A 17,517-nucleotide genomic window follows, 5' to 3' on the forward strand; every position below is an offset into this window, starting at 1 on the left:
CGGCGACGATCACCTTCTTGCGGCCGTTGGCGGCCAGCGCGTCGCGCACCTTCTGGTCGTCCCACGAGTTCATCGAGGTGCGTTCGAGCGTCTGCTTACCCGGGAACACGTCGAGCAGTTCGGCAGCCAAGGGATTTCGCGTCGCGGGATTGAGGAGGCGGCGGGAGCGGAATCTCCCGTTCTCGCTATCAGCCTCCTGGCGAGTAGCACGGCCGTCAAGCCAAGGCCACTTCCCAAGTACAGTAGGCCTGCGAGAAGAATCGGTGAGATCGCACCGGTCAAAGTCTTGACCAAGGGTGTGCTTGCGCCGAACAGCAGCGCGGCAGCCAAGGCAGGGGCAGCGGATCGGATGGACATGTCGCCTGTTGCTTGTTGGAGCACCCCGTTATTGTCTCGCATCCGGGCGCGTTCGGCGGGCAGACACCTGCGCAGCGCCAGGCGGATCACGATCCGACGCATGGACAATGAACATCAATCGCATGGCAGTCAGTAAGGACAAGCCAATGCTTGCCGTCAGCCAACCAGCAAGCACTGCGGCCAAGGCCCCGATTGCCGCGGAGAAGGCACCGATCAGGCTGTCGTTTCCCCCATCGCTGGCAGCAGCATCAGGAGTAGCGCTTGAATGAACAGGGTCCGTTTCATGACGCTAACTCTCCGACGTTCATCCGGGCATCTTGGGTGGCCACCGATGCGTTTCCGCCTGGCAGCTTTGACACCACGCATACAACGCGTCGTATATCACCATGCCATGTTCGAGCATTTCATGGTCATCGGAGAAGACTTGGGACAAGCCGAGAGAGATCGCGTAAAGCCCACCAGACTGAGGGGTCAGATCCAATCGTGAGGTATCCGCGCCGCGCACGATGCCGGCCACCTGCTGCAGGGCAGCGTCGCCACCAAGATCGTACTTGCTGAGGAAGGCATCGAAGCTGCACAACTCGCCGACATGCGACAACTCGACGCCGGGGATGTCATACGGAATCGCACCAGTCTCGCCGGCAATGCGCCAGACATCGCCAGTGGGCACGTACAGGAATTCCGGCCGCTCATCGATGAACCGGGCAATCAGCCATGGGCAAGCGATTCGGTCGATCTTGGGGCGCTCGCGCGTAATCCATTTCATCATTCGCTCCGTGACGGTTTGCTGGCCGTTGGGTGCCTATCAGCGACCCACTGTTCGATACCACCTTCGAGATACGTGACGCTATGTCCCGCCTTCTCCAACCGCGTGGCACAGTCCCTGCTTACCTGATGGCCGCGGACGCAGTAGACGACGACAGGTCGGGAGGCGAATCCAGCTCTCAATGTCCGCGGGATCGTGCCAGCAGGCGCCGATCAGGATTTTTGCACTGGCCCCGAAAGCTTCCGGGCGTCGCACATCGATCAACTGCACTCCGACCGGACCTTGCATCGTCGCGGCAAGGTCACGCGGGGAAATTGGCTTGGGCATGTCCTGGCACCTCCGCCCTATCGCTGCGCCGCCGTCTCGAAACGAGCGGAGACTTGCGGCCAAAGGATGTTATGCATGAATGCGTCTACGTAGGCCGCTGCCTTGGCCCCGTAGTCCATGTGATAGGCGTGCTCGTACATATCGAGTGCCAGGATCGGTGTGCCCCCGGCGAGCGTATGGGCATGATCCGCAGCCCATTGGTTGACGAGGCGCCGGTCGCGCGGCGAGTAGGCGAGCAACGCCCACCCCGAGCCACCGCCAAGCGCCTTGCCCATTGCCGTGAACTCGGCCTGCCAGCGCGCGACCGAGCCGAAGTCGCGTTCGATGGCATCCCGCAGGTTGCCGTCGAGAGGCCCGCCATCGCCGAGGCTATCGAAGTACACCTCATGCAGGATCATGGAATTCGTGGCGATCAGCTCCTCACGCTTCAAGCCGTTGAGAACAAAAACCGGAGCGGCTGCCACATCCAGAGCGGCAATTTCCGCCGTGATCGCATTCAGGCGCTTCACCGCACCGCCATAGTTGTTCTCGTAGTGGCTGACGATCAGCTTCTCGGACAAACCTGGCAAGTTGGCCGGATCGCATGCCAGCGGCTTCATTTGATAGGTCATGGGTTCTCCTCTCGCAACTCAATGGTGCAACAGCGGATACGCGGCCAGCCCGATCAAGGCGGCACCGACAACGATTACGGGCTCCGACAGCTTCTTGAACTTCAGCAGCAGTGCGACGGTGATGAGCGCCAGCAGGGCCGTAGGAATATCGACAATCGAGCGCTTGGCCAGCACGATGACCGCACCGGTGATGGCGCCAACCGCGGCGGCCGTAACGCCATCCACAAAGGCCAGGATCGCGGGCAGCTTGCCGTACTTCTTGAAGTACGGCGCGGGCAGGATGGTGAACAGGTAGCACGGCAGGAACGTCCCGGCCGCTGCCACGCAGGCACCAGGCAGACCGGCGACCAGGTAGCCGATGAATCCAACGGTGATGACCACCGGCCCCGGCGTGATCATGGCGACCGCGACCGCATCGACAAACTGCTTATCGTTCAACCAATGGTGTTCGGTCACCACGCCACCGTAGAGGAAGGGGACGATGGCCAGGCCCGAGCCGAATACAAAGGCACCGGCCTTGGCGAAGAAGACACCGATCTGCGCCAGCAGCGGCCAGTCAATCATGCTCAGCATGCCGGTTGCCGCCGGCAGAGGTGTTGCCGCCAGTGCATTTACCTTGCCTTGGCGTAGCCATTTGGGTGGCGCGCGCCAGAACCACACCAGGACACCGCCCGCAAGGAACAGCCACGCCACTTCCGACTCGGTGATCACTGTCACGGCAGCGAGGACCAGATAGACAAACCAAAGCAGCTTGTCTTTGCCCACGCTCTTGTTAGTGAGCTTGTAGGCGCTGATCGCGATGATGCCGATCACGGCGGCACCCACGCCGTAGAACACCGACTGCATCCAGGTCAGTCCACCGAAGCGCACATAGGCCCAACCGAGTGCCACCACCATCAGGAACGACGGCAGCACAAAAGCGATGCCGACGAGCGTTGCGCCGAGGATGCGGTAGTGCACGTAGCCGAGGTAGATGGCCAGTTGCGCTGCCAGCGGTCCGGGCGCCAGTTGCGCCAGCGCGAGACCTTCCTTGTAGTCGCCGTCGGTGATCCAGCGCCGCGCCTCGACCAGGTCGCGATGCATATAGCCGGCCAGTGCCACCGGGCCACCGAAGCCGAGGGTGCCAAGCCGCAGGAAGTACAGGACGATTTGCCACAGCGTGTAGGCCGGGCGTTCGTGAGATGAGGGCGGCGGTGCCGTATCTGCTTGTTGGGGCGAGTTCATTGGCCTTTCGGTTGAGTTAGCTTGACTTCCGACTGCTGGAGAAATGCGCATAGAGGGAATCCAGGACGCCTCCGATCTCATCGAGGAGCGCATCGTCATCGGCCAACCTCTTGCGCGCGCCAGCAAGAACGGCTTCGAACCCGCCGGCCTCGGGAACCGTCGAGCCGCCGACGTCCAACGCGTGCACCATCGCGCCGAGCCTGGCCAGTCCATGGTTATCGTCGAGTCCAAAGCTTGCGAGCAGCACCTCGAACGACACGCGGCCGTCGACATGCGTGAAGGTTGCGCCGTCGAAGTCGAAGCCAAGGACATCCGGTGGACAGTCCGTCAGGCTTTCCAGCCACAGAAAACGGGCGTGCGGGTCGATGAACCGCTGGATCAGCCAGGCACAAGCAACGCGGTCGACCCATAAGTGGCGGCGGGTCGCCCAGAGGCGGCCTTGATATTGAGCGGAGTCGCGCCGGGGAATGCTGCCGGCTGCGGCGCGCGGTTCGCCGGGAGACAGAATAGCCTCAATCGCGCCAGAAAAATCTCGCCATTGCGCTTCCGCGCGGATGGACGCCTCATTGGGAAAGAAATCGATCTTCCGAATGGCCTCATAGGCTCGGCTAAGGCGGCGATACAGTCGATTTAGCTCGGTCGTGCCAAGCCCGGTCAACGTCTTGCGCGCCTCTGACAGTTCGGCCAGCCACTCGGTGTAGTCTGCGTTGCGGTCGAACAAGGCTTGGTAGGCGGTCACGTCATCCACCCCCTGGGCCTGGACGCGTAGTAGCCACGCCTTGCCATCTTCCTGCTGCGCGTCGTCGGCCAGCTCACGAAATTGTGCGGCTTGCTCCGCATTTTCTGGCAGAAGATAGACGCCGTCGCGCAAGGCAGCGCAGCCGAGCGCCTTGACCGCACGCCAGATACGCATGCGCGCGGTCGCGCCGGCCGTTGGCAGGCTGACAACAAGCAGGAGCCAGGAGTTGGTCTTGGGAGTCATGACGGCAGCATAGGGTGCCGTACGGGCTACTGCAATGTTGTAGAGATCTCTACAGATTGATACTTATGCGGCCGCCCGGGCATGATGAAGCCAGATCCGCGGTTCGGCCGGGCAAGAAACCGCTAAAGCCCATTGTTGCAACGGTGACTTGCAGGATCGGGGCTTCCGACAGGCCAACCACACGCCTATTCACTGCCGATTGAATTTTGGCCGATCCATGCCAATGACCAGGGCGCTTCGATGGCCGCCCCTTCGGTCGCGGACGCATATAACCGGCTGGTCCGTTCTTGGCTAGCTTGCAGCTTCCAGCGCTGAGGCTTACCCCGGTCTCTTCGACCGCCGATTCAGTTATCGCCAGACTGGGTTGACTCGCCCAAATTGGCGGGTAGTTGGTCTGATACCGTCGTGGCGGCCCTCGACCGACTCGAAGTGGCGAGTGGCAGCACCGGTCGGTAGGGGCCGTTCCGTTGATCCCCACCGATCTCGCCACTCGCTTCACGCTACTGAAATAACGACCTTCTTGTGCCCTACCTTAACTTTCAACAACTGTCCAACGCTGAAGCCAGCTTTCTCCAGCCAAACACCCCGCAGTCGAGTCCAAGGGATTGCCCGTAGCCCGGTAAATCTGTTATTGCCGCCTGGAGCAACCGGGTAAAAAGTGCGCCCAGTCTTGATAGTGCGTACCTGCGCACCAGCAGATCGTTTCGCCATAGCCAACTCCTGTGAGATTGTTACTTCGCCCTGTTCATAGGGCGGCCAGGCACTTGAACACCGCTCACAGACGGCCCGCAGTTTTCCCCTTGCGGGTCTTGTATGACTGCGCGTTACCCGGCCATAGCGAGAGCTATGGACGCAAAGAACCACGGGCTGTCGAGCGTGGCTGAGTCGCTGTAAGAGGTGTGTTCAGCACCATTGACTAGGCTAAGCAACAACTCTTCCGCCAGCGACCACCGATAAGTGCACGTCCCATTAGACGAAAGGCGACGAAAGGGGACGGATCTATTTCAAGATCAAGATCGGAAATAGATCTGTCCCTTTTCCCGCTCCGTGTCCCTTTTCCTCGCTCAAGAGGCATCGCCCCAAGGGCGTTTTGCCTTGGGGCGCCGATCGCTCCCACACGAAAGCAAGTTCCCGCTCATTCTGGTGGCGTTGACACGGTCTCGCCAGCCCCTCCCCTACCCGCCTTCAGGAAATCCACGAACGCCCGCAACGGCGCCGGCAGGTGACGACGGCCCGGATAGTATAGAAACGGCCCCGGGAAGCACTGCCACCAGGGCTCGAGGACGGACTCCAGCGCACCACTTTCTAGATGCGGGCGCAGCTTGCCCTCGAACAGATGGATGACGCCTGTCCCTGCCAGGGCAGCATCGATCGCCAGGTCGAACGCGGCGCCAGGGCGGATCAGCAGACGGCTGGGCGGGTCCAGTCGCACGATTTCACCGTCCTTCTCGAAACCCCACGTTGGCATTGCGCCGCTGGCGAACTGGCCGCGCAGACAGGTGTGAGCGAGCAGGTCGCGCGGGTGCTCCGGTCTGCCGTGCCGGTCCAGATAGCCGGGTGCCGCCGCCGTAGCGAAGCGCTGCACGCGAGGTCCGATCGGGATCGCGACCATATCCTGCTCAAGGCGCTCTTCGTACCGGATACCCGCATCGCAGCCAATGGCAAGCACGTCAACGAATCCATCCTCCACCACGACCTCCATGCGGATGTCCGGATAGGCCGCCAGGAACGCGGGGAGGATGTCCGGCAACACCGTCCACGCGGCGCTCGACGGCACGTTCAGTTTCAGCGTGCCGGCGGGCTTGTCCCGAAAGGCGTTCAGTACATCCAGCGCTGATTCCATCTCGCTGAACAAGGGCGTAAGCCGCTCGATCAGGCGCAGACCCGCTTCGGTCGGGGCGACGCTGCGGGTGGTTCGGTTGAGCAAGCGCAGGCCCAGCTTCGACTCAAGGCGGCACGGCGATGCTGAGGCTGGACGCAGAGACGCCACTGATGCGCGCCGCATCCCGAAAGCCACCGGCGCGGGCGACCGAGACAAATGCAGCCAGGTCATTGAATTCCATGTCACTGTTCAATATTTGCAACAACCCATTCAATCTAGGCCGGATTATCAAACAGTGCAACGCTGACCATACTGGGCCCGAATGTTCAACAAGGGTTCACCAAGGAGAGCGCCATGCCACAATCCAATCGTCCCACCAGCACCTACCAGCTTGCCGGCCGCACCGTAAACCGGATTGGCTACGGTGCCATGCAACTGGCCGGACCGGGCGTGTTCGGGCCGCCCAGGGATCGTGACGCAGCGATCGCCGTGCTTCGCGAAGCCGTGTCGTTGGGCGTCAACCATATCGACACGAGTGACTATTACGGACCACACGTCACCAATCAGTTGATCCGCGAAGCCCTCCATCCCTATCCGGATGACCTGGTGATTGTCACCAAGCTAGGCGCCCGCCGCGGCGACGACGCTTCGTGGATCCCGGCACTTGAGCCTGAAGATATCCGCCGCGGGGTCCACGACAACCTGCGCAATCTCGGCGTAGACGCACTGGACATCGTCAACCTGCGGAGCATGGGGGACATTCACGCGCCTGCCGAAGGGTCCCTTGAAAAGCAGATGACCGAACTTGCCGAACTGCAGAGGCAGGGGCTTGTCCGCCATATCGGACTGAGCAATGTGACGTCGGCCCAAGTGGCCGAAGCACAGAGGATTGCCCCGATCGTCTGCGTGCAGAACCAGTACAACCTTGTCCAGCGCGCAGACGACGCGCTGGTCGACGAACTGGCGGCCAAGGGTATCGCCTACGTGCCCTTCTTCCCGCTTGGCGGGTTCACGCCGATCCAGTCGACGGTATTGTCGGACATCGCCGGAACGATTGGTGCGACACCGATGCAAGTGGCGCTCGCCTGGCTGCTGCATCGGGCGCCGAATGTTCTGCTGATCCCGGGTACGTCATCGCTCCGGCATCTGCGCGAAAACATGCTGGCGGCGGAATGTGTGCTGACCAATGCGTTGCTTACGGAGCTGAATGCAATGGACTGAATCATCAGGGAACGCTCGCCAGCAGTTGCCAAATCACGCGGCGGACGGCCGCGGCGAGCTCCCGCTGGCTCACTTCACCCGCCACGCCATGCAGCACCGCGCCAGCGGGCGCCCCTCGACGGCGAGACAATACAGGTCGGTCAGATCAGCTTTCAGCCTTGAAGCCCCATTTTTCCAGTAGCCATTGCTGCGAGGCGTACAACGAGCGTCCGCGGGAACAATCGCGACAACCAGGTGGCCGCTCGCACGCTTGTCCGCCCCGGGTAGGCGACCGCTTTCCTGCGGTCGAAGGCCTTGAGTGTTTTTTGAACAACCGATTCCGAGCTGTCCATGTCCTTGGGCGACACATCGGTCGAGACGCCGTCAAAGAAGCTCGTTGCCGTTGGCCCCGGGCAAGCTGCCGTCACATGAACGCCCGTGCCAGCGAGCTCATACTGCAGCGCCTCGCTGAAGAAAAGGACGAACGCCTTGGTTGCAGCGTAGGTGGCCATATAGGGCAGTGGTTGAAAGCTTGCGTTGGACGCGAGGTTGATGATGCCGCCCCTGCCTCGCTGCGCCATTCCACTGCCAAGCAGGTGGGTAAGCGCGACCAGCGCATTGACGTTCACCTGAATCTCCGACTGCACCTTCTTGAAATCCTGCGAGAGGAAGCTGCCGGTCAGGCCAAGCCCCGCATTGTTGACCAGCAGGTCTACCTGGATGCCGCTGCGCCCGAGTTCCTCACCGATCCGGATCGCGGCGTCGGGATTGGCCAGGTCGGCGCTGAGCGGGAGGCACTGCACACCGTATTTTTGGGTAAGTTCTTCCGCCAGGGCACGCAAAGCGTCACCAGACCGGGCCACCAGCACCAGGTTCATGCCTCGCGCCGCAAGTGTCTCCGCGAAGACCTTCCCTAGTCCTTTTGAAGCTCCTGTAATCAGAGCCGTCGAGCCACGATAGACAAACATTTTCTCTTCCTTGTGTCGAGATGAACCTGCATTGGCGCGCGGATATATCAAATCCGCCCCGGATGACTGGTCACGTTGCGGCCGGCGGCACTCACGAAAGGCTGACGGCGTCCATAGCCCGCTCGGAAACATCCGCTCCCGGCAAAGCGGGATGGTCGGTATAGCCTCGCTCGCCCCCGCCGAACAGCGTGCTGCCGTCGAAGGTAGCTAGCGGCAGGCCATCGGCAAGGCGGCGCGGCAAGTCCGGATTTGCTACGAACGGCCGGCCGAAGGCAACCAGGTCGGCATAGCCTTTGGACAGAACCCATTCGGCTCGCGCCCTGTCGTAGTTCCCTGCGACGATGACTGGCCGCGTGAACCGGGCGCGGATGGACTGGCGGAATGCCTCGGTGAATTGCGGAGCATCGTCCCAGTCCGCTTCGACCAGATGCAGATAGGCAATACCGCGTGCCTGCAGAAACTCGGCAGCATCGAGAATGGTCGGCAGGATGTCGGGACAGGCCATGCCACGCGCGGTCAGGAATGGGGCGAGGCGGATGGCGGTGCGATCGGCTCCGACCTCGTCCGCCACGGCGTTGACGACTTCCTTGAGAAATTGCAGGCGGTTCTCACGCGTACCGCCGTACTCGTCGGAGCGGACGTTCGACGTCGTACGCAGGAACTGGTCGATGAGGTAGCCGTTGGCGCCGTGGATCTCGACACCGTCGAAGCCCGCATCCATGGCATTGCGAGCGGCCTGGCGGAACGCCGCCACGACGCCGCTGATCTCGTCGCGCGTCAGTGCGCGCGGGGTCGGGCTGGCGACCATGGTGCCAACGCCCGTGGCCGGGTCGACCTTCCAGATCTGGCCTTCGAATGGAATAGCCGAGGGCGCCACCGGCAGTTCGCCATTGTGAAAGTCCGGATGGGACATGCGCCCCACGTGCCAGAGTTGCAGGAAGATCCGGCCGCCGGCGGCGTGGACCGCGTCTGTTACCAGTCGCCATCCGGCGACCTGCTCGGGGCTGTAAATCCCAGGAGTGAATGAATAGCCCTTGCCTTGGGGCGAGATCTGGGTGGCCTCGGTCACGATCAGCGCGGCGCCGGCACGCTGGGCGTAGTAGCGGGCGTTCATCGCGTTGGGTATGTCGCCGGGCTGGGTGCTGCGCGCACGCGTCATGGGCGCCATGACGACGCGATGAGCAAGTGTGTGGCCGGCGAGAACGGTCGGCGTGAAAAGCGGCGAGGCGGTTGTCGACATGATTGCGGATCTCCGGACTTGGTTGACGATGGTTGAAATGGAACTGCCTGACCCGCTTACGAATTCGACGACGACAGCAGGAGCCAGCGAGAAGAAGAGTTGGAGCTAGTTCGCAAGCGGTACCTCGGCGAGTTGGGATGGAACACTGTTTAATCCCATCCATTGGGATTCAAAGGCCGATTGCTCATGTGACACATTGTGCAAAATGCGCCGGGCTTTGATAATTGGCCTACCATTTGATTCATCTTCAAAAAGAACGGAAATATCGTGGAGAGCCTTGGCGACATCCAGCTTTTTGTTGAAGCGGCAAACCTGGGCGGGCTGTCTGCCGCGGGACGAAAGCTGGGACTTTCTCCCGCCGCGGCGAGCGCACGCCTTGTCAAGCTGGAGGCGACCCTGAAGACGCGGCTCTTTGAGCGCACGACGCGCCAGTTGAGGCTCACCGAGGAGGGGCGAATGTACCTGCTCCATTGCCAGCAGGCGCTTCAGGCCCTGGAAGATGCCCATGCGGCGCTACAGGCCGGCCGGAGCATCGTGCGCGGAAAGGTGCGGATTTCGGCGACCTCCGATTTCGGCCGTCACGTCCTCAAGGGCTGGCTTGATGAGTTCAACTTGCAATATCCGGAGGTGACTTTCGCCCTGGTGTTGTCCGATTCGTTGTCGAACCTGTTGCTCGACGACATTGACCTCGCCATCCGCTTTGGCGTGCCCCCGGATAGCTCGCTCATCGCGCGGCGCCTTGCGCCCAATCGACGCGTGCTCTGTGCGTCGCCTGGGTATGTGGCGACGCATGGGGCGCCCGAGCATCCGCGGGATCTGGAGCGATTCGATTGCATCGTCCTGGGAACGGCAGCCGGGCTTGCGAACGACTGGCGATTCACGCGCGGCGGCAAGGTCGAGACCTATACCGTGCCCCTTGCAACGGCTCGAGAGACGAATGACGGTGCGCTCGCGCGCGAGTGGGCGGTGGCGGGTTACGGCATAGCGATGAAATCCGTATGGGACATCGGCGCTGATCTGCGCGCGGGAACGTTGATGATTTTGATGCCGGAGTGGCGGTCTCCGGACGTTCCGGTGCATGCGCTGTATCACCGTAGCCGGTACATGGCGCCGCGCGTACGGGCGCTACTCGACTTCCTGTCGGAGCGCTTTTCCACGGTATCTCGGGACCTCGAGGTCTATTTGAAGTCGGTCTCCGAGACAAGCTGAAAGCTTCGGACCGACCTTCGGCATCAGCAGCGTGTAGCCGTCCGCCGGCGAAGCGGTGGCGATTTGGCATGACAATTTTGTAATTGTCTCAGCGGTCATTTGTCAGTATCGCTCCCGCATAGTCGTGCCGAACCACTGCTCCGACAACGTTACGACCGCCATATCAGGAGGATGCACATGACCGGCCACTACCCTCCCAACCCGCGAGGCAGCCGCTTGCGGCTTGGTTTGCTGGCGCTCATCGCGGTTTCCGGCGTCTGTCATGCGCAATCCGCAGTTACAGCGGGGGATCCCGCGCTCAGTACGCCAGCGCCCTCCCTTGCCAGCTGTGTTTCGTGCCATGGCGTCTTGGGAGCCGGTACGGCAACAGGCGGACCCAGGCTCGCGGGAATGAATCCGGACTATCTTGCGCATGCACTGTCCATGTTCAAGGCAGGAACCCGTGCGAGTGCTGTCATGCAAAGCGTTGCACACGACCTCTCCGACAGCGAGATACGCAGCCTCGCGGTGTTCTTTTCAGCCCAGCATCCTCCGCGTGTCGAGGGCGCACACCGCCCTCTGCCTGCAATGGTGATAGCCGGCAAGCGACTGGCCGAACTGGGCGCTGCTCCGGACGTTCCCGCTTGCTTCACCTGCCATGCGGCCGATGGAAAAGGCAGCGGCGCGCGCTACCCTGGCATTGCCGGTGAACCGGCGGCATTTGTCATCAGCCGGCTCCATGCGTTCCAGGCCCGCGCGAAGGCGGGAACGCCAGTGCCGGGGACAATGACGGCCGTGGCGGCCACGCTGGACGAGCGGCAGATTGAGGAGGCTGCGGCCTACCTGTCTGTGATTGATCCGTGAGGTGACGGGCCCGCGTCAGGGGCATCGGCCAACATCGGGAAGCGCCTTCCGCACGTGGTGGAAGTCGCCCCCTCCCCTTGTCAATCGCGCATGAGAGATTCGCCTTACGGAGGCTAAGCGTGCTTGCGCATTCCGGCGTCGGTCAACGCGCAAAGTGCAACGGCTGACCAGTCGTGCTCGGCGCCAATGCCTTGCGCGCGCACAGCAAGAAAACGATCGTGCACGAAGCTCGCAAGCGGGAGCGGCACGCCGAGCGCTTCGGCGGCGGCCAGCATCAGGCGGTTGTCCTTCTGGCCGAGCGGCAGCGAAAAGCCGGCCGGCTGGAACTGCTGCGACGCGATCATCGAACCATAGATCTTGTAGGGCGGCGCGTTGAAGTTCGCATTGGTCAGGAGATCGACGAAGTGCATCGGGTCGATTCCCGCCTTGCCCGCCACCGCGCATGCCTCGCCCAGCGTCTCGATGATCACGGACAGCATGAAGTTGCCGATCAGCTTCACTAAATTCGCCTGCGACGGAACCAATCCAACGATACCGACGGACTGCCCCAGCTGTTCAAGCAGGGGCACCGCAACTTTCAGGTGCTCGTCCGCGCCGGCGGCCATGATAAAGAGCTTGCGCGCCGCGGCCGCGTCGGGCCGGCCAAACACCGGCGCCGAGACGAAGCCCACCCCGGCTTCATGATGCCGGACGGTGAGAGCGTGCGCCGTATCCACGCCGATCGTGCTCATCGAGATATGCACGGCGCCCGGTCTGAGTCCCGCGAGAATTCCGTTCTCGCCCAGCGTGACCGATGTGAGGGCGGCATCGTCGGCGACCATCGAGAAGACGACGTCAGCCCGCTGCGCAGCCTCGGCCGGGCTCGCCGCCACCGTGGCCCCTGCCCTGCGTAGGGGTTCGGTACGATCCGGGTTGCGGTTGAACACTTGCACCTGGTGCCCAGACTTGAACAGATTCATGGCAATCGCCGCGCCCATTGAGCCAAGCCCGATAAATCCGATCTGCATGGTGAAACTCCAAAACGAACAATGTTGACAAGGCAGCCCCTGGTAATGCCGGGGTGACGGGCGAGGTCGTCCGATCGCGTCGCCCGTCGGCTGCCACTCCGTACTAGCGCAGCGACGGCGCCATGAATTCCGGACCGACCGGATCGGTCACATGCTGTGCGAGCAACGTGTCGATGTCGGCCATGTCCTGCGCGCTCAGCTTCCATCCGAACGCGTCGCCGATGCCGCCCAACTGGTCAGGGCGACGCGCGCCCCACAGCGCAATCGTCGGGCCCTGGTCGAGGATCCAGCGGATCGCCAATGCCAGCACCGATTTGCCATGGCGCTCGCGGGCGAACGCCGCGAGCGCTTCCACGGCCGCCAGGTACTGCGCGAAACGCGGCTGCCGGAACTTCGGATCGGCATTGCGCAGATCATCGCCGTCGAACCTGGTGGATGCGCTCATCCGCCCGGACAGCAGGCCGCGGCACAGCGCGCCATAGGCCAGCACGACAAGTCCCTGCGCGCGCGCGTATGGCAGTACGTCAGCTTCGATCGCGCGTTCGAACAGGTTGTAAGGGGGCTGGACCGCCGCGAGCCGTGTCGCCACAGAGAACGCGTCCATCTGCCGCGGAGAATAATTGCTGACGCCGACGGCCAGGATCTTTCCTTCGACGCGAAGCTTCTCCAGCTCGGCCGCCGTGTCTTCAAAGGGCACCAGCGTGTCCGGCCAGTGCACCTGATACAGGTCAATGTAGTCGGTGCGCAAGCGGCGCAGGGAGTCCTCGATTTCCTGTCGGATGCGCGCCGGCGTGGCGTTGCGCCGCACGCCGTCATCACCCCATTCGAGCGCGACCTTGGTCGCGATCACCGCCTGCTGGCGGCTGCCAGCCAGCGCCTTGCCGACCACGTCTTCGGAATGGCCGAAGCCATACACCGGTGCGGTGTCGATCAGATTGATGCCATGGTCGAGCGCGCTGCGGATCGTCGCCACGGAGGCGTTGTCGTCGGCTCCGCCCCACATCCAGCCGCCTATCGCCCATGTGCCCAGCGCAACGCGCGATACCGCAACCGGGATGCCTTCAATTCGTATCGTCTCGACATGCATGCTCAGTGACTCCAATCAGTAGGTGCCTGCGAGCGTCGGACTGCACGGTTAGACTGCAATCCGCCACCGCTCGAGGCGTACAATCTAGCTCATATATCGTTGAATTAGATTCAACGAATCATTGAGGCAAGCCACGCTACCTGTCTGCCATGCCCGCCTTTACCCGCACCGAGCTTGCCGATCTCAATGTGTTCATCACCATCTGCCGCCGCCGCAGTTTCCGGCAAGCGGCCGCCGAACTGGAGGTGTCGACGTCCGCGCTAAGCCACGCCATGCGCAATCTCGAAGCACGGCTGGGCGTGAAGCTGCTCAACCGCACCAGCCGCTCGGTGGTGCCGACCGCGGCCGGCAGCGCGCTGGCCGAACAGCTCGGCAAGGGCTTTGAGACCATCGGCGCGGCAATCGATGAGCTCGATCGCTACCGCACATCGCCGGTCGGCCGCCTGCGTATCAACGTGCCGCGCGACGCGTCGCGGCTTTTGATCGGTCCCATCCTCCCCGCCTTCACCGAGGCCTATCCGGAGATCCAGCTCGACATCACCGTCGACGATCGCCTGATCGACATCATTGCCGACGGCTACGACGCCGGCATCCGCTATGGCGACACGGTCGCACGCGACATGATCGCCGTGCCGCTGACGCCTCCGTTGCGCTGGGTAATCGTGGGCTCTCCCGCATACCTGGCGCGGCACGGACGGCCGACGAAGCCAGACGACCTGATGCGCCACTCGTGCATCCGCATCCGCATCGGCGACAACTCGCTGTATCGGTGGGAGTTGGGCAACGGACGCCGCGCCCTCGAACTCGACGTGCCTGGCCCGGTAAGCGCCAACGAGACGGACACTGCCGTCGATGCCGCGCTGAACGGCGTCGGGCTTGCGTACTGCCTGGAACGCCGCGTGACCGACGACATCGCGGCCGGTCGGCTTGAGGTGGTCCTGCCGAAATGGGCGGTCGCCGGTCCGCCGATGGTGATGTACTACCCCAGCCGACGGCAGACGCTGCCTGGCCTGCGGCAGCTGATCGACATGATCCGGTCGGCCAGCAACTGATTGACGAGGGGCGCAGATGCGCTCCAAGGCACGCCGGATTTGCTCCTTGACCAATCGTCTAGTTCTGGATAATCTATCCATATGACGAAACGAACCATGGAGCAGCAAGCGCTGCTCGATCAACTCAAGCAAGTGGCGCAGGGCCTCGGCGAGACCCTGGCGCCGTTTTGCGAGGTCGTTGTCCACGACCTCCTGGATCCCACGCACGCCATCCTGGCGATCCATAACAATCTTTCGGGCCGCCAGCCTGGCGACCCCGCTACCGAACTTGGCCTGGCCCGCATCGCCGATCCGCAATACCAGCAAGTCATCGCCAACTATGCGAACCAGTTCGCCGATGGCCGCCAGGCCAAAAGCACGTCCATCGGCATCAAGGATTCCAGCGGGAAATACATCGCGGCCCTGTGCCTGAATGTGGACCTGACCCTGTTCCGTGGCCTGCAGAGCATGCTGGGTCAGTTTGGCAATGTCGGCGCGGTGGCGGGCGTCAGCGAATCGCTCGATCCGCTCGGCGCCGATGCCATCCGGGAGCGCATCGACCAGTTTGCGGCGCGGCTCGCTACCACCCCCCGTTCGCTCAAGGCCACCGAGCGGCGCACGCTGATACGCGAGCTCAAGGATTCGGGTTGCATGGAGGTGCGCCGGGCCATGGAGGTCGTGGCGATGCATCTGGGCGTATCGCGAGCAACGGTGTACAGCGATGCCAAGTGATGCCCGCCTGCTGCTGCTCGACAAGGACGAGGTCCAGTCCCTGCTGCTGCCCGACGACGTCCTGGAAGCCGTGCGCGAGGCCTTCGTGCTGCATAGCCACGGCGAGGGCCGCGTTTTCCCGGTGGTGCGCGAGCCCTTGGTAACCGGCGGCGTCTTCGGCATCAAGTCTGGGGATGTGCAGGCACAAGGCTTGCTGGGCTTCAAGGCCGCGGGATTCTGGCCCAACAACCGTCAGCTTGGCGGTGAGCCGCACCAGGCCACCATCATGCTGATCGATCCCGCTACCGGGCGGCCCGTCTGCCTGCTGGACGGCAATGCGGTCACGACCATGCGCACCGGCGCCGCGGGTGGCCTGGGGCTGCAGCAGCTCGCACGGGCGGACAGTACCAGCGTGTGCGTGTTCGGCACCGGTGTCCAGGCGCGCGTGCAGCTCAGCTTCGCGTTGCGGTTGCTGCCAGCACTTGGCAAGGTCCGCTATGCCACGGTGGACGGCAAGCGTGACACCGATTTCGAGGCGCAGTTCGCGCACCGTTGCGACATCCTGCCTGTGCGCGACCGCAATGCTGCCGTGTCGGAGAGCGACATCGTGATCACCGCCACGCCAGGAGCGGGCGCCTTGTTCGACACGCAGGCGGTGCAGCCAGGTACACACCTGAATTGCGTGGGCGCCGACACCAAAGGCAAGCGTGAGCTGCCCGAGGGCCTGCTGGAGCGGGTACGCCTGTTCGTCGACGACCAGGCGCAAGCACGCCAGATCGGCGAAACCCAATGGGCCTCCGATATGCCGTGCATCGAACTGGGCGATCTGCTGACGGGCAAGGCGCGCGTGGACCGGCATCCGACCGACATCACGGTATTCGACATGACCGGTCTGGCGTTACAGGACCTGACTGTCGCCCGCCTGCTCCACCAGCGGGCTGGCGCGGCCGGCGTGGGCTCCAGCATTCCGTGGTCGTGGTAGGACGTTATTCGTTGTTTGCACTATGTAGGAGCTGCTTGCTTTTCACGATGTCCCCGCAGCCGCCGCGCGGCTTCGGCGCCTTGCCCGCGGCATGCCAGTGATGCGCTACCGGACGGTCAAGGACCTCAATTCCTTCCCTTTTGTCCGGAGTTGGTTTCATGCGTCTCATCCCTGCCCTCACAGCGCTCGCATTGAGTGCTGCCTGTAGCTTCACTTGCGCCGCCCGGGCGGCCGACAACCCTTGGCCGCAAAAGCCGGTTACCGTTATCGTTGCCTCCGCTGCCGGCGGCTCGGCCGACGTATTGACCCGCGTTGTGCTGAGTCACCTGGCGAAAGAAACCAACGCCAACTTTGTCGTCGACAACCGCCCGGGAGCCGCCGGCAACATCGGCATGGCGCAGGTCAAGCGCGCTGCGCCGGATGGGTACACGCTGGGCTATGGCAACATCAACACCCTCGCCATCAATCCGGCCCTGTTCACCAAGCTTCCCTATGATGTACGGCAGGATTTCGTGCCTGTGGGCCGCATGTTCTCGATCTACAACCTGCTCCTGGTTCGTGCCGATTCCCCCGTCAGGAACGTGGCCGAGCTGCTTGCACTGGCCAGGAAATCCCCGGGCAAGCTGTCTTACGCCGCCGCGGGCACTGGCAGCAGCGGCCACATGGGCGGCGAGTTGCTGAAGAAGATGGCCGGCATCGACGTATTGTTCATTCCGTACAACGGAGACCCGGCATCGCTGACCGATCTGGCCGGTGGCCGGCTCGACTACACCATTACCAATGCGTCGGTGGCATGGCCACTGGTCAAGAGCGGGAAGCTGCGCGCACTGGCGATCACCAGCCGCGAGCGCGTCGCGCTGTATCCCAACGTGCCGACGCTCAATGAGTCAGGCCTGAAGGGCTATGAGAATGTCTCGTGGGGTGGCCTGGTGTTTCCCAAGGGCACGCCGCAGCCGATCGTCGACAAGCTCAGCACGGCGTTGGAGAAGGTGCTGAAGACCGATAGCCTGCGCCAGGACCTGGCCAATGCCAACGCCGTCGCCGCCACAGGCAGCCGCGCAGACTTCATCGGCTTCATCGCCAGCGAGCAGAAGAAATGGGCCGACCTGGTCGAAACCGCGAAGATCCCCAAGCAGAACTGAGCTTGCCG

Annotated in this window: 18 protein-coding genes and 3 pseudogenes; 8 read left to right on the plus strand and 13 right to left on the minus strand. The window is 62.9% G+C overall.

What is annotated here, in order from left to right:
- Together DN412_RS36225 and DN412_RS36230 are read right to left on the minus strand one after the other, a co-directional pair.
- A pseudogene (locus tag DN412_RS36225) lies at positions 1-121 on the minus strand (hydrolase); the annotation flags it as partial.
- Between the two features lie 2 nt (positions 122-123).
- Positions 124-357, minus strand: a pseudogene (locus DN412_RS36230) (EamA family transporter); the annotation flags it as partial.
- Between the two features lie 107 nt (positions 358-464).
- On the opposite strand from DN412_RS36230, the gene DN412_RS43615 reads away from it, so the two are divergent.
- Positions 465-626: a hypothetical protein gene (locus tag DN412_RS43615; RefSeq protein WP_161564098.1), complete on the plus strand. Its 162-nt coding sequence runs from the start codon at positions 465-467 to the stop codon at positions 624-626.
- A gap of 35 nt (positions 627-661) precedes the next feature.
- Here DN412_RS43615 and DN412_RS36235 read toward each other — a convergent pair whose 3' ends face one another.
- The 7 genes and pseudogenes from DN412_RS36235 to DN412_RS36265 form a co-directional block, all read right to left on the minus strand.
- Positions 662-1,123, minus strand: a complete 462-nt coding sequence (locus DN412_RS36235) for a chromate resistance protein ChrB domain-containing protein (RefSeq protein ID WP_115215949.1) — start codon at positions 1,121-1,123, stop codon at positions 662-664.
- Complete coding sequence (locus DN412_RS45075; RefSeq protein ID WP_244222959.1) at positions 1,123-1,305, minus strand: rhodanese-like domain-containing protein; 183 nt, start codon at positions 1,303-1,305, stop codon at positions 1,123-1,125. The genes DN412_RS36235 and DN412_RS45075 overlap by 1 nt, the downstream gene beginning before the upstream one ends.
- A gap of 162 nt (positions 1,306-1,467) precedes the next feature.
- The gene (locus DN412_RS36245) at positions 1,468-2,061 is read right to left on the minus strand and encodes a superoxide dismutase (protein WP_115215950.1); all 594 of its coding nucleotides are present in this window, start codon (positions 2,059-2,061) and stop codon (positions 1,468-1,470) included.
- A gap of 18 nt (positions 2,062-2,079) precedes the next feature.
- Positions 2,080-3,285, minus strand: coding sequence for a chromate transporter (locus DN412_RS36250; RefSeq protein ID WP_115215951.1), 1,206 nt, complete (start codon positions 3,283-3,285; stop codon positions 2,080-2,082).
- Between the two features lie 16 nt (positions 3,286-3,301).
- On the minus strand, positions 3,302-4,267 hold the full coding sequence (locus DN412_RS36255) for a chromate resistance protein ChrB domain-containing protein (protein WP_115215952.1): 966 nt from the start codon (positions 4,265-4,267) through the stop codon (positions 3,302-3,304).
- A 495-nt stretch (positions 4,268-4,762) separates the two neighbouring features.
- Positions 4,763-4,978 (minus strand): SymE family type I addiction module toxin, encoded by a 216-nt coding sequence (locus DN412_RS46080; protein WP_115215953.1) that lies wholly within the window; start codon positions 4,976-4,978, stop codon positions 4,763-4,765.
- Positions 4,979-5,402: 424 nt separating this feature from the next.
- A pseudogene (locus tag DN412_RS36265) lies at positions 5,403-6,330 on the minus strand (LysR family transcriptional regulator).
- Between the two features lie 113 nt (positions 6,331-6,443).
- On the opposite strand from DN412_RS36265, the gene DN412_RS36270 reads away from it, so the two are divergent.
- Entirely contained in the window at positions 6,444-7,310 is an 867-nt protein-coding gene (locus DN412_RS36270) for an aldo/keto reductase family oxidoreductase (protein ID WP_115215954.1), read from the plus strand.
- 152 nt (positions 7,311-7,462) lie between these two features.
- Here the strand turns inward: DN412_RS36270 and DN412_RS36275 are convergent, their stop codons facing one another.
- Positions 7,463-8,389, minus strand: a complete 927-nt coding sequence (locus tag DN412_RS36275) for an SDR family NAD(P)-dependent oxidoreductase (RefSeq protein ID WP_341868101.1) — start codon at positions 8,387-8,389, stop codon at positions 7,463-7,465.
- A complete protein-coding gene (locus DN412_RS36280; RefSeq protein WP_115215956.1) occupies positions 8,349-9,497 on the minus strand; it encodes an alkene reductase in 1,149 nt (382 codons plus the stop codon). The genes DN412_RS36275 and DN412_RS36280 overlap by 41 nt, the downstream gene beginning before the upstream one ends.
- 267 nt (positions 9,498-9,764) lie before the next feature.
- Here DN412_RS36280 and DN412_RS36285 point away from each other — a divergent pair, with 267 nt between their 5' ends.
- Together DN412_RS36285 and DN412_RS36290 are read left to right on the plus strand one after the other, a co-directional pair.
- Positions 9,765-10,706, plus strand: a complete 942-nt coding sequence (locus DN412_RS36285; protein WP_208647730.1) for a LysR family transcriptional regulator — start codon at positions 9,765-9,767, stop codon at positions 10,704-10,706.
- A 177-nt stretch (positions 10,707-10,883) separates the two neighbouring features.
- Positions 10,884-11,549 carry a c-type cytochrome gene (locus DN412_RS36290; RefSeq protein WP_244222960.1) on the plus strand — a complete coding sequence of 222 codons (666 nt, stop codon included), beginning with the start codon at positions 10,884-10,886 and terminating at the stop codon, positions 11,547-11,549.
- Positions 11,550-11,662: 113 nt separating this feature from the next.
- Here the strand turns inward: DN412_RS36290 and DN412_RS36295 are convergent, their stop codons facing one another.
- The gene (locus DN412_RS36295) at positions 11,663-12,556 is read right to left on the minus strand and encodes an NAD(P)-dependent oxidoreductase (protein ID WP_115215959.1); all 894 of its coding nucleotides are present in this window, start codon (positions 12,554-12,556) and stop codon (positions 11,663-11,665) included.
- A 103-nt stretch (positions 12,557-12,659) separates the two neighbouring features.
- Positions 12,660-13,643 carry an aldo/keto reductase gene (locus tag DN412_RS36300; RefSeq protein WP_115215960.1) on the minus strand — a complete coding sequence of 328 codons (984 nt, stop codon included), beginning with the start codon at positions 13,641-13,643 and terminating at the stop codon, positions 12,660-12,662.
- Between the two features lie 149 nt (positions 13,644-13,792).
- Here DN412_RS36300 and DN412_RS36305 point away from each other — a divergent pair, with 149 nt between their 5' ends.
- From DN412_RS36305 to DN412_RS36320, 4 genes are all read left to right on the plus strand, one after another.
- Entirely contained in the window at positions 13,793-14,695 is a 903-nt protein-coding gene (locus tag DN412_RS36305) for a LysR family transcriptional regulator (protein WP_115215961.1), read from the plus strand.
- A gap of 81 nt (positions 14,696-14,776) precedes the next feature.
- Positions 14,777-15,406, plus strand: coding sequence for a helix-turn-helix transcriptional regulator (locus DN412_RS36310; RefSeq protein ID WP_115215962.1), 630 nt, complete (start codon positions 14,777-14,779; stop codon positions 15,404-15,406).
- Positions 15,396-16,367: an ornithine cyclodeaminase family protein gene (locus DN412_RS36315; protein ID WP_115215963.1), complete on the plus strand. Its 972-nt coding sequence runs from the start codon at positions 15,396-15,398 to the stop codon at positions 16,365-16,367. Before DN412_RS36310 ends, DN412_RS36315 begins: the two co-directional genes overlap by 11 nt.
- A gap of 158 nt (positions 16,368-16,525) precedes the next feature.
- Positions 16,526-17,509 carry a Bug family tripartite tricarboxylate transporter substrate binding protein gene (locus DN412_RS36320; protein ID WP_115215964.1) on the plus strand — a complete coding sequence of 328 codons (984 nt, stop codon included), beginning with the start codon at positions 16,526-16,528 and terminating at the stop codon, positions 17,507-17,509.
- Positions 17,510-17,517 lie beyond the last annotated feature (8 nt).

The sequence above is a fragment of the Cupriavidus lacunae genome (genome assembly GCF_003353055.1).
GTDB classification, from domain to species: domain Bacteria; phylum Pseudomonadota; class Gammaproteobacteria; order Burkholderiales; family Burkholderiaceae; genus Cupriavidus; species Cupriavidus lacunae.